15 protein-coding genes and 2 other annotated features are annotated in these 14,245 nt (G+C 31.7%); of the genes, 4 read left to right on the forward strand and 11 right to left on the reverse strand.

Annotated elements, in window-relative coordinates; genetic code table 11:
- Positions 1-5 precede the first annotated feature (5 nt).
- From B5E75_RS05955 to murC, 7 genes are all read right to left on the reverse strand, one after another.
- A complete protein-coding gene (locus tag B5E75_RS05955) occupies positions 6-359 on the reverse strand; it encodes an FKBP-type peptidyl-prolyl cis-trans isomerase (protein ID WP_087357857.1) in 354 nt (117 codons plus the stop codon).
- Positions 360-368: 9 nt separating this feature from the next.
- Positions 369-1,595 carry a tyrosine--tRNA ligase gene (gene tyrS, locus B5E75_RS05960; protein WP_087357858.1) on the reverse strand — a complete coding sequence of 409 codons (1,227 nt, stop codon included), beginning with the start codon at positions 1,593-1,595 and terminating at the stop codon, positions 369-371.
- Positions 1,596-1,628: 33 nt separating this feature from the next.
- Positions 1,629-1,826 (reverse strand) — a binding site (T-box leader).
- Positions 1,827-1,866: 40 nt separating this feature from the next.
- On the reverse strand, positions 1,867-3,117 hold the full coding sequence (locus B5E75_RS05965) for a chloride channel protein (protein WP_087357859.1): 1,251 nt from the start codon (positions 3,115-3,117) through the stop codon (positions 1,867-1,869).
- A 34-nt stretch (positions 3,118-3,151) separates the two neighbouring features.
- On the reverse strand, positions 3,152-4,168 hold the full coding sequence (locus B5E75_RS05970) for a LacI family DNA-binding transcriptional regulator (protein WP_087357860.1): 1,017 nt from the start codon (positions 4,166-4,168) through the stop codon (positions 3,152-3,154).
- A 2-nt stretch (positions 4,169-4,170) separates the two neighbouring features.
- A complete protein-coding gene (locus B5E75_RS05975) occupies positions 4,171-4,653 on the reverse strand; it encodes a YtxH domain-containing protein (protein ID WP_087357861.1) in 483 nt (160 codons plus the stop codon).
- A 5-nt stretch (positions 4,654-4,658) separates the two neighbouring features.
- Positions 4,659-4,970 (reverse strand): DUF948 domain-containing protein, encoded by a 312-nt coding sequence (locus B5E75_RS05980; RefSeq protein ID WP_087357862.1) that lies wholly within the window; start codon positions 4,968-4,970, stop codon positions 4,659-4,661.
- A 62-nt stretch (positions 4,971-5,032) separates the two neighbouring features.
- Positions 5,033-6,343: a UDP-N-acetylmuramate--L-alanine ligase gene (gene murC, locus B5E75_RS05985; RefSeq protein WP_087357863.1), complete on the reverse strand. Its 1,311-nt coding sequence runs from the start codon at positions 6,341-6,343 to the stop codon at positions 5,033-5,035.
- Between the two features lie 127 nt (positions 6,344-6,470).
- On the opposite strand from murC, the gene B5E75_RS14560 reads away from it, so the two are divergent.
- The 4 genes from B5E75_RS14560 (at position 6,471) to B5E75_RS06000 (ending at position 9,016) form a co-directional block, all read left to right on the forward strand.
- Positions 6,471-6,608: a hypothetical protein gene (locus B5E75_RS14560; RefSeq protein ID WP_162607643.1), complete on the forward strand. Its 138-nt coding sequence runs from the start codon at positions 6,471-6,473 to the stop codon at positions 6,606-6,608.
- A gap of 72 nt (positions 6,609-6,680) precedes the next feature.
- Positions 6,681-7,379 (forward strand): LytR/AlgR family response regulator transcription factor, encoded by a 699-nt coding sequence (locus B5E75_RS05990; protein ID WP_087357864.1) that lies wholly within the window; start codon positions 6,681-6,683, stop codon positions 7,377-7,379.
- 1 nt (position 7,380) lies between these two features.
- Positions 7,381-8,199 carry a hypothetical protein gene (locus B5E75_RS05995; RefSeq protein ID WP_087357865.1) on the forward strand — a complete coding sequence of 273 codons (819 nt, stop codon included), beginning with the start codon at positions 7,381-7,383 and terminating at the stop codon, positions 8,197-8,199.
- A complete protein-coding gene (locus B5E75_RS06000) occupies positions 8,180-9,016 on the forward strand; it encodes an ATP-binding protein (protein ID WP_162607644.1) in 837 nt (278 codons plus the stop codon). The genes B5E75_RS05995 and B5E75_RS06000 overlap by 20 nt, the downstream gene beginning before the upstream one ends.
- A gap of 4 nt (positions 9,017-9,020) precedes the next feature.
- Here B5E75_RS06000 and B5E75_RS06005 read toward each other — a convergent pair whose 3' ends face one another.
- The 4 genes from B5E75_RS06005 to hisS form a co-directional block, all read right to left on the reverse strand.
- Positions 9,021-9,803: a hypothetical protein gene (locus B5E75_RS06005; RefSeq protein ID WP_087357867.1), complete on the reverse strand. Its 783-nt coding sequence runs from the start codon at positions 9,801-9,803 to the stop codon at positions 9,021-9,023.
- A 118-nt stretch (positions 9,804-9,921) separates the two neighbouring features.
- On the reverse strand, positions 9,922-11,004 hold the full coding sequence (locus tag B5E75_RS06010) for a M24 family metallopeptidase (RefSeq protein ID WP_087357868.1): 1,083 nt from the start codon (positions 11,002-11,004) through the stop codon (positions 9,922-9,924).
- Positions 10,982-12,748 carry an aspartate--tRNA ligase gene (aspS, locus tag B5E75_RS06015; protein WP_087357869.1) on the reverse strand — a complete coding sequence of 589 codons (1,767 nt, stop codon included), beginning with the start codon at positions 12,746-12,748 and terminating at the stop codon, positions 10,982-10,984. Before aspS ends, B5E75_RS06010 begins: the two co-directional genes overlap by 23 nt.
- Positions 12,741-14,021 (reverse strand): histidine--tRNA ligase, encoded by a 1,281-nt coding sequence (gene hisS / locus B5E75_RS06020; protein WP_087357870.1) that lies wholly within the window; start codon positions 14,019-14,021, stop codon positions 12,741-12,743. The genes aspS and hisS overlap by 8 nt, the downstream gene beginning before the upstream one ends.
- Positions 14,022-14,054: 33 nt before the next feature.
- Positions 14,055-14,239 (reverse strand) — a binding site (T-box leader).
- Positions 14,240-14,245: the final 6 nt, after the last annotated feature.

Genomic DNA, 14,245 nt, shown 5'->3' on the forward strand with positions numbered 1-14,245 from the left:
CTCAGTTATTGAATTTCACGATAAATCTTATTTAATGTAATATCAAAAGTTGCTTCTTTGCCAGCTAAATCAGCAACGTATTCCTCTGGAAAAGTGACAGTAATTGTTTTTTCTTCATTCAATTTCATACCAACGATTCCATCTTCAAAACCATCAATCATAGTATCAGAACCTAATTTTAATTCATAGTCTTCACCACTGCCACCATCAAAGACTTCACCATCTAATTTTCCAACAAAATCAATATTTACATAATCGCCATTTTGAGCCACTTTTTCTTGTGATGTTGTCTTTGTATTTTGTGATGAACATCCCATTAACAATGATACAATAAATAAACTTGAAAATAATTTTTTCATTCTGCCCTCCTATTTATGGTTAATTACATAATAGTTTTTCTTACCACGTCTAATCACAGTTGCCTGTTTTCCAAACGCATTTTCTTTTTTTACAACAAAACCAACATCCGTTATTTTTTCTCCATTGACAAGAACTGATCCTCCAGTCACAAACTGACGTGCTTCTCGATTAGATGAAGCTGCACCAACTTTAACCAATGCATTTAAAATCTGCGTATCTTCTTCCATATCAATGCTTGGAACTCCATGAAAACAAGATTTGACTTGTTCTAATGTTAAATCTTGAATTTTTCCAGAAAATAACATCTGACTGATATCCAAAGCTTCTTGATAAGCATCTGCTCCATGAATAAAAGTAATAACTTCTTTCGCAAGAGCTTTGTGTGCTTCTCTTAAATGAGGTTGTGTTTTGTTTTTTTCTTCTAATGCTTCAATTTCTTCTTTAGATAAGAAAGTTAAGAATTTTAAATAATCAATAACCTTATCATCTTCTGAATTAATAAAGAACTGATACATTTCATATGGTGATGTTTTACGACGATCTAACCAGATAGCCTGACCATTTGTCTTCCCAAATTTTGTACCATCAGATTTTGTAAGCAATGGCATTGTAAAACCGTAGGCTTCTTTTCCAGTTTTCTTACGAATCAATTCAATACCAGCCGTAATATTTCCCCATTGATCTTGTCCAGCTACTTGCATATGACAACCTTTATTTTCATATAACCAGTAAAAATCCATAGCCTGCATAATCATATAAGAAAATTCTGTATAAGTAATACCTAAATCCAATCTTCTTTTGACAATATCTTTATTTAACATATAGTTAACATTGAAATATTTTCCATATTCTCTTAAAAAATCAATAAAATTTAAATCTTTAGACCAATCATAATTATTGACAACTTCAAAACCAAATAAATCCTGTGCCTGTTTTTTAAGACAATCAAAATTATGTTGCACTTCTTCTTTTGTAATCATTGGTCGTTCAGTATCTGGTTTAGGATCACCAATCAATCCTGTCGCTCCACCAACAAGCAAGATGGGATGATGCCCTGCATCTTTTAATCTTTTACTAATCAAAAAAGATGAAAAATGACCAATATGTAAACTATCACCTGTAGGATCTGTTCCAATATAGAAAGTCATTCCTCCATTATTCAATTTTTCTTCAATATCAGGTGAACTGACATCTTTAATTAAACCACGCCATACCAATTCATCATAAATTTTCATACATATCCTCCTATCATAAAAAAAGAATTCATCACAAAGGACGAATTCTCGCGGTACCACCTTTATTTATGCCTTAGCATACACTCTTTATTGATAACGATGTTGCCACCGGCTAAACTTTGCATTTAGCTGCTCCAAAGTGTATTCATTATAAACAATGGTCTATTTCCACCAGCCATAGACTCTCTATTTCATCCATTTATAACTACTTGTCTTCTTCAACGCTTATGTATATCATATGCGATTTTCAAATCGAAGTCAACTCAAAATTTTATTTTGCATTTTGATTAATAAATTCAACAGACGTTTTAGAATAAACAATTTTTTGTGCCTGATATAAACTAAAGTAACCAGACAACACATAACAAAAAGCAATCACAATAGCCATCGCTGTTAAATATTGAATACCAAACATTTCAGCTCCAAGCATCAGACTTGTCAATGGTGAATTAATCACACAACAAAACATCCCAACAATTCCAATAGCAGCTGTTAAATGTGGGTTCATACCCAACAACAAGCCTAAAACATAACCCAGTGTTGAACCAATGACAAAAGTAGGAACAATTTCTCCACCCTTAAAACCACAACCGATCGTAATAGCTGTAAATAATGCCTTCATGAAAAAATCATAAGGAAAAACTTCTTGATACAAAGCAGCTTCTACAACATCCATTCCTGCTCCTAGATAGCGTTGTTTAAAAAAGACGACAAGAATCATCAATAACGCTGCCCCTACTAAAACACGTATATAAGGATTATGAAAATACTGATGAAACCATTTGTGACTATAATGCATCATTAAAACAAAAAGAATGGAAAAAGTCGCAATCAATAAAGCAAAAATAACAAGCTGAAGGCATAATAACGGCGTTAACTGAAAAGGAAGATTCAATGAGTAAAACGTTGGTTGACAGCCAAAACATTGAGCAATACCAAATGAAATTAAACTGCTGCATAAACAGGGGACTAAAGCAGCATAATAGAAAACACCGACACTGACAACTTCCATTGAAAAAAGTGTCGCAGTCAATGGTGTTCCAAAAAGTGCAGAAAAGACAGCACTCATCCCACACATAATTAACATCGACATTTCTCTTTGATCAGCATGAATGATTTTCCCAAAAGTTGTCGCTAAAGAACCACCAATCTGTAAAGCTGCTCCTTCTCTCCCACTTGAGCCACCAAATAGATGTGTAATAACAGTTGCTAAAAAGATTGCCGGAGCTAATAATACTGGCACATGATCTTGTTGACGGACAGATTGAATGATGGTATTGGTTCCAGGTTCATGAACAAGATGAACCAGACGATACAAATAGACAATCGCTAATCCACCTAATGGTAATCCCCAGACAATCCATGAATGACTCGTACGAAAATCAGTCGCATAATCAATCGCAATATGAAACAAAGCCCCTACAACTCCACAAACAACGCCTAAAATCAACGCAATCCATAACCACTTACAAACAAAACATATATTCAATTTTAAATCCATAAAAAATTGTTTAACATGCATATTTATTCCCCTTTGAAAAAAACTTCTAAATAGCTTAGAAGTCTTTCTTTGTTGTGGCACGTGGCATCAATAAATGTTGAATAACCACTGCCTTATTTTCAATTTCTTCTTCATTTAAAATCTTTGTCAATAAACGAACAGCCAAAGCTCCCATATCATAAACAGGAACATGAATAGAAGTCAATGATGGTCGACAAATTAAAGCATAGCTTGTATTCATCATACCAATAACTTCCATATCTTCTGGAATATGAATACCATTATCAATTGCAGCATTCACCACAGCCACAGCTTCTTTATCATAACTTGTAAAAACCAAATCATGGCGATGTGATTGAAAATATTCTAAAAATTGTGGGTAGCTTTTTTCATAATGCGATGATGTATGAACAACCTGTTTTTCCAAATCAAAAGTCAATTGATATTTTTGATAAGCTTCTTGGATTCCTACAATCATCTCTGCAACATTAATTAAATTCTGTTTTGGAGAAACAAATAAAATATCACTTTTCCCTTTTGCCAGATAACGATCAACAACTTCATATGCCATTTTTTTCGCATCAGCAAAAATAGAACCCATATATTTTCCTGTCACGCGTGTTCCAATGACTACAGCAGGTATTTTATATTTATTAACCAATGTAATTTCTTTATCAATTTCTTCATTATTAAACAAAATAACGCCATCTGCACGTGATTTAACAACTTTTTCAATAACTGTTTCAATAGGATTTCCATCTCCTATCTCATCTGTTGTATAAATACTGACATTATAATCTAAGCGACGACTTGTATCACCAATTCCACCAATCATATCCTTGACATGAGCAAATAATGATTGAGGAAAAACAATTGCTATTGTTGTTGTCTTGCTTGTTGCAAGACCTCTGGCAATTTGATTCGGTTTGAAATCTAAACGTTGAATAGCTTCAAGAACTTTATCACGTGTTTTCGGTTTGACGACATTAGAGCCATTAATAACACGTGAAACTGTTGCCAGAGAAACTCCTGCTTCTCTAGCAACATCATAAATTGTGACATTTTTACCCATGATTAATCTTTAATTTCTTCAATCATTTCATCTAATTTTTCTTCAACATCTTCGATTTCATCTTCAAAAGCTTCAAAATATTGATCATCTACAGATGAATCTAAAACCTTTGTTTTCACTTCCTCAAGTTTATCATTCACTTTTTTTGTTAAATCAACAACACCTTCACGAATTGTTAAATACTGATTGCTTTCTTTCACTTTATTCGCAAATTCTTCTAATTTTGCTTCCAATTCACCTAATTTATCTTTTGTCGTTGCTTTAAAAGTATCCATATCAAATTCATCTACAGATTTTTTCACTGTTTCAATTGTTTGACCTAACAATGCTTCAAGATCTTCTTTTGTCATATTCTTTAAATTATCATATGCCTTTAAAGATTCACGCTTAATATCTTCTCTTAATTCACTCCCCTTTTTAGGAGCTAACAATAAACCTGCAACAGCTCCAATCCCTAAACCAACTAAAAACTTTCCAAATTTCATTTTTATCACCTTTCTTTTCTATTTTTTCTTCTTATCAAAGAAGTTAAAAATCCCAAAACACCAAATAACCCAGACTTCATACCACCTCTAGAAAAGATACCACTGACTAATTCTACAGGTGCATTTAACATATCCATCTTATGATTGACATCATCTAAAATATGATCAACTTTTTGTATTGTTGTTTCCAACATTGTCATTAAAACAGTCGTTTCCTTGACAGCTAAAGACATTCTGATGAACAATAGACCTAAACTCAAAAGAGCAAAAGCCCCTGATAAAATCAAAATGCAATAACAAATTAATTGTGCATCCATAAATTCTCCTTTCCGGCATTTTCCATATTATACCATAAATAACATATGATGAAAAGATAAGCCTAATGAGATTCCTTGTAAGCAATCACTTGATCTTCTAATTTATAAATATCCTTACTACTCATAAAGAGGTAAACAACATTATCATATTGACTTAATAGTTTGACTGCTTCTTCATCTTCATGAATCACTTGAGCACGTGGATTGTACTTGGCAATGTCATAAATGTCTATATCAATACCAGGTTCTTTCTTCGCGTTTTCTGGAAAATGAACAAAGAAAGGATAATCTGCTAAATCCATAGCCTGGGCAAACTCTTTAGCAAATCTCAATCCTCTTGAAAAACGATCAGGCTGGAATACTGCCACAATCTTTTTATGTGGATAACGTGAGCGTGTTGCTTCAATGACATAACGGATTGCTGTTGGATGATGCGCATAATCATCCACATAAATATTATTCCCAGAAATTTTAACTGTATAACGACGTTTGACACCATCAAATGTTGATAAACGTTCTTGAATATAATCAGCACTCATATTTTCCAGATATCCTAAAGTAATGACAGCCAAAGAATCATATAACATATGCATTCCATAAAATGGTAAAGCAAAATGTCCAAAGAGTTCCTGATGAATATAAACATCAAAAGATAAACCATGATCATTATTAATAATATTTTTAGCGATTACATCATTTTTTTCACCTGTTCCAAATTTTAAAACACGTTTTTGATAATGGAGATGTGGTAAATGTGGATCATCACCCCAAATAATCACTGTATCTTTGACCTGATTAGCATATTGTTCAAATGATTTTTCATACTGTTCCATAGATTTAAAATAATCTACATGATCCATTTCAATATTATTGATAATTGCATAAGTTGGATAATAATGTAAAAAATGATCCTGATATTCACATGTTTCAGCAATGAAATATTTGCTATCTTCAACCGCATGTCCAGTTCCATCCCCAATTAATACAGATGTCTTATCAAATTCTTTAAACAAATGATAAGCCATCCCTGTTGTGGTGGTTTTTCCATGTGTCCCAGCAATACCAATAGAAATATACTGATCCATTAAATGTCCTAAAAAATCATAATAAGTATGTGTTTTGACATTGGGATTATTTAACGCTGCTTTCACTTCTTCATTTGTTTCATCAAAAGCATTCCCAATAATCACATCATAACCATCATGAATATTATTTTTATTAAAAGAGTAAATAGGAATTCCTCTTTTTCTCAATTCTTCTTCAATAAAAATATATTTATCAATATCACTTCCTGCCACTTCATATCCTAAATCAAATAAAATCGTCGCAAGAGAAGCCATTCCAGAACCTTTAATTCCAATAAAATAATACATATTCTTATTCACCTCATCTTTTATTCTAGCATAAATTTTAAAAAAAGTATTCTCTATCCTTTTATTTTTTTATAATTTTTCCAATTTAACACATACTAATAATGTCAATAGAAAGAAAGGAGAAATTATGAGTCACAAAAAATCTAAAAAAAGACAAAAACACAATGCTTACAAAGGATATAACCAAAATCAACAAGCCAGTTATAGTGGTGAAGATGGTTTAATGAGTGAAAAATACAAAGAAAACTCAAATGCTCAAGAATAATGTAAGAAGCTATGAAATTTGATTTCATAGCTTTTTGATTGTGTTATAATAAAAACATGAGGAGTGATCACTGTGCAAAGTATAATTATTGTAGATGATATGAATGAACATATCCAATACATAAAAAATATCATTCAAGATATGTCCTATTCTTTTCGTATTCAAACTTTTCATAATATTCAAGCATTTCAATCACAAATCCAGCAATTTGATGATGATGCCATTATCATCATGGATATTTTATTAGGACAAAATGATGGTATTGAACTGGCGAAACAGCTCAATCAATTACAACGCCATTTTCAAATTATTTTTGTGAGTAGTTATCTTGAAAAAGCAACCCTTGTTTATGATACAAAACATTGTTATTTTGTTTATAAACCAGAAGCTACCCAAAGATTACCAATGGCTATTTTAAAAGCCATGCAAAATATTCAAAATGAAAAACGTGTGCTTGTGATTGATTTAAAAGATGGTACAACATGTATTTTATTAAAAGATATTCTTTATATCGAAAGAATTCAGCGTTATTCTTATATCCATACACCTTATGAAGTCATCAAAACATCATTGAAAATCAAAGACCTATTACAACAATTGACACTCCCTTTTATTCGTACGCATAATAGCTACATTATCAATGCTCAATATGTCAAAGAATTAAAAAGAATACATGTTATTCTCCAAAATCAACAATCCATTCCAATCAGTCGAGCATATCAAGAACATCTAAAACAACAATTTCATCTCTTTTTAATGCAACAGCTTTAATATGAGTTCACTTGATATTCTTCGTACATGTTCTTATGCTCTTAACTGGTTGCTTTATTTTTATCTTGTTCATCATATTTTTCCTAAAAAACTCAATTCTATGCATATCATTCTTATTATTTGTATGACAATTATTGGGTCTTTGATTTCGTCTAATCTATTCTATTTAAATTTCATTTATAAAAACATTGTTTCATTAATCATCTTTATTTCTACTTGTTATATCATATATCATAAACCATTAAAACGTCTATTAATGATCTATATCTATAACTTTATTTTATCCATCATTGGAGAAGCATTGATTGCTCCTATATTCATTGATTCCAATCTTTCATTGTCCTCATGGTCCCTCGCTTTTACTATGCAAAACTTATTTTTCTTTATTGAAATTAAAATATTTCTTATCTTTTATCACAAAAAGATTCACAATCTTTTAACAGAGCATTTTTCATACTTACTGATTATTTCTTTACTTATTTTATTTTCTGTCTTTACATGTATTTTTATGAATATGCATTATATTAAATATATCTCTCTTGCGCTGTCACAAATTAATATGATTATTTTCATTTCTTTTATTATCATGTTGATTCTTTTTGTTCTTTCTATCATTAAACTTCAAAAGATATATACTGAACTCAAAAATAAATGGCTTATTCAAAGCCTTTTAGATGAATACCAAAAACAATGTTTTGAAACAACCAAACATCAACAACAATTAGAATATCAGCGATTACGCCATGATATTATCAATTATATTGAAACTTATCAAAGGCTTTATAAAAAGGATGATTCATATGAAAATATACAAAAATAAAAAATACATTATTCCTTTCTTTATCTTTAATGAATGTCTAATTATCATTATGATGCTTTCTTTACTCTTACAATCAACCTATTCCGTATTTCTTTTTATCATGATTATCTTTTTCAATGTTGTTTCCTTTTATATCTATCTTAAAATATATACATATATCCAAGAAACAGCTTTAATGGATGCTCAAAAAATCCTTTATGAAAAACAATTTCAAATCCAACGTGAACATGAATCCATCCAAAAAGAAAATCACCGTTTCATGAAAAAAATATCCCAAGAAATTTTTCAACAACTCCAAAATCAATCCTTAGAAACCATTCCTCCAAAAGAAATGAGAAGTTTTGCTGAAAAACTCATGCACCAGCATACTAATCTCTATCAAAATCATTATTGTGAAAATCAAATCATTGATGCCATATTGTACAATAAATCTATTATTGCAAGAGAATATGATATTCCCTTCCACATCCACGTTTATGTTCCTCAACAGTTATCCATTGAACCGATTGATCTCATTTCTTTATATACCAATTTATTAGATAACGCTATTGAAGCATCACTCTTATTAGATAAAGAAAAAAGATTCATTGAAATTCATTCTCATTGTTATAATGATTATCTGATCATTCAAATATCTAATCATTATCAACAATCATCATCACATTTTCTAACAACCAAAAAGAATAAACAAGAACATGGATTAGGTTTACAAATCGTCCAACAAGTTCTCAATAAATATCATGGTATGATGGATATTCAATCTCATAATCAAACATTACAAATCAACATAACATTAAAAGCTATTCTCATTGAATAGCTTTTTAAAATTCAATAAATTCTTTGACTTCATTAGATTTTTTCCCTTGAATACTAGTAATAGATTGATGAATACTTTCTTCATCTATAGATACATCTTCATTATACTGAGAATAAGTATATTCAGTTTTATAAATGTTATCTGGTTGCTTATTTGTTTCCTTATCCAAAATCATGACAACCTGTGAAACAATTTGAGCATCACTATTAACCGTAATATCTTGAACGAGAACTCCCGGTTTTTCTTCTACGCCCACCATCTCAATATTAGCCATATAGGTTGTCGACGATTCCAAATGATAAACAACATTATTATCGTTATTACTTTGTTTGCTAACAGTCAAATCATCAAAATCATCTGTAAAAAATTTTTTGTTCGTATTTTCCGTTGTTCTATAAAAAGTATCTTGATGAGCAAATTGACCTTTATTGACTATACCAATTTCTTGATATTTTTCTCCCAATAATATCTTTTGATCAGCGTCAATACCTTTGTATTGTGTAAAAGCATAAATTTGATTTTCTTTTTTCCACAATTGTGTCTGACCTTTTCCCATTTCCTGATTATCTACTGATGCATCCATACTCAAACGTAATACTGATGTCGTATTTTGATTAAGATAATCTATGAGTGCTAAAATTTCTTCTTTTTCGTTTGTTGCCTCTTTGATAACTTCCTCATATTTTGTAGAAGTCGATGTTTCTTTTGGATGATCTTGTAAAGAAGATTGACAACCTGTGATAACTACAGCAAATAAGATACATAATAATATTTTTGTGATCTTCATTGTTTTCCCTCCCTTGTATTTATTCTATCTTTTTATATCTTATCAAACAATATGGACTACATAATTATCATTATTTTTAACATTTTTAGCAAACAAAAAAGGTTAGAGCTTTTTCACCCTAACCAATAATCATTAAATCTTTTGGATAATGATTTAAAACTTCACAACCATCTTCCGTAACCAAAACCAAATCTTCAATTCTAACACCAAATTCACCTTGAATATAGATACCCGGTTCAATTGAGAAAATCATTCCTGGTTCTACAGGCATATCAAATGATGCTGAAACATCACCATATTCATGGACATCTCTACCAATAAAATGTCCTAAACGATGATTAAAGTTTGGTCCATAACCTGCTTCACTAATGATATCTCTGGCTGTCTTATCAATATCACATAATCTGACACCCGGTTTAATCATAGCCTCAGCTGCTTCATTTGCTTTTTTGACTAATTCATAGACTTCTCTTTGTTTATCAGAAACTTCTTTATAAAAGACTGTTCTCGTCATATCACTGCAATATCCTTGATACAGTCCACCCATGTCAATAACAATGCTGTCACCTGGTTTTAATGTTGAATCATCACAACCATGATGTCCATCAGCACCATTGGCACCATATCCAACAATAGGTTCAAAAGAATTACCGCTGCATCCTAATGACTGGAAAATACCATCCAGTTGCTTAGCAACTTGTTTTTCAGTTAAATTTCCTTGAGCACATAGTTGAATGACTTGATCAATTGCCTGATCATTGAGTAAACTTGATTGACGCATCAAGTCAATTTCTTCTTCATCTTTATGCATACGAACATAATCTACACAGATTGAGCCTAATTCAAAACAACATTCTTCATTTGCCAGCTCCATAACTCTCATCAAGAATCTAGCTTCCCAGTTTTTATCGATACCTACACAATGAGCCTCTTTTAAGACTTCAGCAATTTTTGCTGGACCATCTTCTGTATCATCATACCAAATAATATTTAAATCCAGTTCTTGATCTAAATAAAATAAACGATTTAAAAATAAAGTGTGATGTCCATCTAATGATAAAACCAGTGCATACATTCTTTCTCCGGGATGATTGTCATAACCGATCAAATAATTGATAGAGCTAGGATCACTGATAATCAGATGATCCATTCCTCTTTCTTCCATTTGTTTTAAGACATTATTCACTCTTATCAGATTCATATTCTTTCACTCCTATTCCTAATTCTTCTAATTGTGCATCAGCAACAGGTGTTGGTGCTTTTGACATTGGGCAAGTCGCACTTGTATTTTTAGGGAAAGCAATAACATCTCTTAATGAATCACATCCACATAATAACATGGCGATACGATCTAATCCTAAAGCAAATCCCCCATGTGGTGGTGTTCCATATTGTAATCCTTCCACAAACCATCCAAATTGAGCATCAATTTGTTCTTGTGTAAATCCCAAAGCTTTAAATGCTCTTTCTTGAACATTTTGATCATAAATTCTTTGTGATCCTCCACCTAATTCATAACCATTTAAAACAATATCATAAGCATCTGCCAGACAATGTTCTGGATCTGTTTCTAACTTATCCAAATCTTCATCTTTTGGTTTGGTAAATGGATGATGTTTCGCATAATATCTTTGTGTTTCATCATCATATTCAAACATTGGAAAATCAACAACCCATAAGAAATCAAAAGTATTTGGATCATATAATTTCAATTCTTTTCCTAAATAGTTACGAATAGCCGCTAATGAATCACAGACAACTTCATATTTTGCATCTCCTACAAATAATAATAAATCACCTGCATGAGCATTCATCGCTGTTAATAATTTTTCTAATTGTTCTTCATTAAAGAATTTCGCAATCGGTCCTTGAACACCTTCATCATTGACTTTAAGCCACGCTAAACCTTTTGCTTTATATGTTTTTGCCAGTTCCGTTAACTGATCAATCTTTTTACGTGAAAAATTCGCTGCTTCACCAACAACATTGATTCCTTTGACATGTCCCCCAGCTTCTAAAGCATTTTTAAACACTGCAAAATCAACATCTTTGACAGTTTCATTCAAATTCACTAGTTCCAATCCAAAACGTGTATCGGGCTTATCAATTCCATATCTTTCCATCGCTTCATACCATGTGAAACGTCTTAAAGGCAATTCAATATCAATTCCTTTAACATCTTTCATTAATTTCTTAATCATGCCTTCACCAATTTCAAGAATCTGATCAGTTGACATAAAACTCATTTCTACGTCAACTTGAGTAAATTCAATCTGACGATCTGCACGTAAGTCTTCATCTCTAAAACAACGTGCAATCTGATAATACCTTTCAAATCCAGCAACCATTAATAATTGTTTAAATAATTGAGGTGATTGTGGTAAAGCATAGAATGATCCTTTATGAACACGTGATGGAACTAAGAAATCTCTGGCTCCTTCAGGTGTGGAACGATTTAAATAAGGTGTTTCAATATCCACAAAATCCAAGTTATCTAAATACTCACGGATACTTCTGGTAATCTGATGTCTTGTCATGATATTTTTTTGCATAACTGGACGTCTTAAATCCAAATAACGGTATTGCATTCTTGTTTCTTCTAAAGCATCTGTTTCATCTCCAATAATCATTGGAGTTAATTTGGCTGTATTAATAATTGAAAAATCAGAAGCTTGAATTTCAATATCACCTGTAGGAATTTTAGGATTTTTTGATGCTCTTTCAATGACTGTTCCTTGAACAGATAAAATATATTCATTTTTGACTTCTTTTAATCTTTCTTCAAAAGACTCATCAAAAATCACTTGAGTAATCCCATAACGATCTCTTAAATCAATAAAAACCAATGCTCCCAGATTTCTTTTTTTCGCAACCCAACCAATCAATTCGACTTGTTGACCAACATTTTCGATTCTTAATTCCCCATTGTTATGTGTTCTATTCATGATCATGATCTCCTTCATAATGATTTTCAATAAATTCAACAATATTTTCTAATGGAACTTCCACTTGTTCTTTAGAATGATTACATTTCATATTCACGACTTCTTTTTTGACTTCTTCTTCCCCAATAATCATAGAAAAATGAGCACGATAACGATCAGCTGATTTAAACTGTCCTTTTAAACCACGATCACATTGATCCATATCACAAGTAAATCCATTAGCACGAAGCATTGTGATAATCTGCATTGCTAAATCTTTAGCCTCACTACCTAAAGGCATAATATAGACATCTAATCCTTCATCTTCCTGTGGTTCATCACCCAATGCGATCATCAATCTTTCCATTCCAAAAGCAAAACCTACACCAGGTGTCTGTGGTCCACCTAATTCTTCAACAAGTCCATTATAGCGACCACCCCCGCCAACTGTCGAACCAGCTCCTAATTTTGGATCATCAGAAATAATTTCAAAGACAGTATGTGAATAATAATCTAATCCTCTCACTAAGTTAGGATCAACAACGTAATCAATTTCCAAATCATCCAATAAAGCACAAACTTTATCAAAATGTGCTCTGGCACTCTCACTTAAATAATCAATAGTTTGAGGTGCTGTTTTCATCATTGGATGATCTTTATCCACTTTGCAATCTAAAATACGTAATGGATTTTTTTCATAACGCACCTGACAGTCATGACATAACTCATTTAAAACAGGTTGAAAATGATTTTGTAAAGCTTCACGATAAGCATCACGTGATTCCTGATCACCTAAAGAATTGATATGTAACTGAATATTTTTAAGTCCTAATGCTTCAACAACAGTCACTGCCATCAACATACATTCCACATCAACATAAGGTGATTCTACCCCTAACATTTCTACACCAAATTGATGGAATTGTCTTTGTCTACCATTTTGTGGTCTTTCATAACGAAACATTGGACCCATATAATAAATCTTCTGTAATTTTTCTGGTAATCCATATAATTTATTTTCAACATAAGCTCTTACAATTCCTGCTGTTCCTTCAGGTCTTAATGTCATTGAACGTCCTTTTTTATCCTCAAATGTATACATCTCTTTAGAAACAACATCTGTTGTATCTCCCACTGCACGATTAAATAATTCCGTATGTTCAAAAATAGGTGTTCTCATCTCTTTTACATTATAATTGGCACAGATTGTTCTTAATAACTGTTCCAACTCCTGCCACTTTCCAGATTGAGCAGGTAAAATATCTACTGTTCCTCTTGGTGCTTTATATGCCATTTTTATTCCTCCTTATAAATAAAAAAACGCCCATCTAAGGACGTTATAACGCGGTACCACCTTAGTTCATACAAAAAGTATGCCCTCTCTGTCTTAACGCGACTGACGGTTATTTTCATAACTTCCTCCAAAGTGTCCCACAGCTTCCTCTATCTGTTTTCACCACCCACAGACTCTCTACCAGATTATCACTATTTAATCTTCTTCAACGGATTGACATCATT

It is taken from the genome of Massiliimicrobium timonense, assembly GCF_002160865.1.
GTDB lineage: Bacteria > Bacillota_I > Bacilli_A > Erysipelotrichales > Coprobacillaceae > Allocoprobacillus.

What these genes read in the sequence shown, in the direction of transcription:
- B5E75_RS05955 (WP_087357857.1), bottom strand. Translation starts at nt 359, where the DNA reads ATGAAAAAATTATTTTCAAGTTTATTTATTGTATCATTGTTAATGGGA.
- B5E75_RS05975 (WP_087357861.1), bottom strand. Translation starts at nt 4,653, where the DNA reads ATGAAATTTGGAAAGTTTTTAGTTGGTTTAGGGATTGGAGCTGTTGCA.
- B5E75_RS06010 (WP_087357868.1), bottom strand. Translation starts at nt 11,004, where the DNA reads ATGAATCTGATAAGAGTGAATAATGTCTTAAAACAAATGGAAGAAAGA.
- B5E75_RS05980 (WP_087357862.1), bottom strand. Translation starts at nt 4,970, where the DNA reads ATGGATGCACAATTAATTTGTTATTGCATTTTGATTTTATCAGGGGCT.
- aspS (WP_087357869.1), bottom strand. Translation starts at nt 12,748, where the DNA reads ATGAATAGAACACATAACAATGGGGAATTAAGAATCGAAAATGTTGGT.
- B5E75_RS14560 (WP_162607643.1), top strand. Translation starts at nt 6,471, where the DNA reads ATGAGTCACAAAAAATCTAAAAAAAGACAAAAACACAATGCTTACAAA.
- B5E75_RS05995 (WP_087357865.1), top strand. Translation starts at nt 7,381, where the DNA reads ATGAGTTCACTTGATATTCTTCGTACATGTTCTTATGCTCTTAACTGG.
- B5E75_RS06000 (WP_162607644.1), top strand. Translation starts at nt 8,180, where the DNA reads ATGAAAATATACAAAAATAAAAAATACATTATTCCTTTCTTTATCTTT.
- murC (WP_087357863.1), bottom strand. Translation starts at nt 6,343, where the DNA reads ATGTATTATTTTATTGGAATTAAAGGTTCTGGAATGGCTTCTCTTGCG.
- hisS (WP_087357870.1), bottom strand. Translation starts at nt 14,021, where the DNA reads ATGGCATATAAAGCACCAAGAGGAACAGTAGATATTTTACCTGCTCAA.
- tyrS (WP_087357858.1), bottom strand. Translation starts at nt 1,595, where the DNA reads ATGAAAATTTATGATGAATTGGTATGGCGTGGTTTAATTAAAGATGTC.
- B5E75_RS06005 (WP_087357867.1), bottom strand. Translation starts at nt 9,803, where the DNA reads ATGAAGATCACAAAAATATTATTATGTATCTTATTTGCTGTAGTTATC.
- B5E75_RS05970 (WP_087357860.1), bottom strand. Translation starts at nt 4,168, where the DNA reads ATGGGTAAAAATGTCACAATTTATGATGTTGCTAGAGAAGCAGGAGTT.
- B5E75_RS05965 (WP_087357859.1), bottom strand. Translation starts at nt 3,117, where the DNA reads ATGCATGTTAAACAATTTTTTATGGATTTAAAATTGAATATATGTTTT.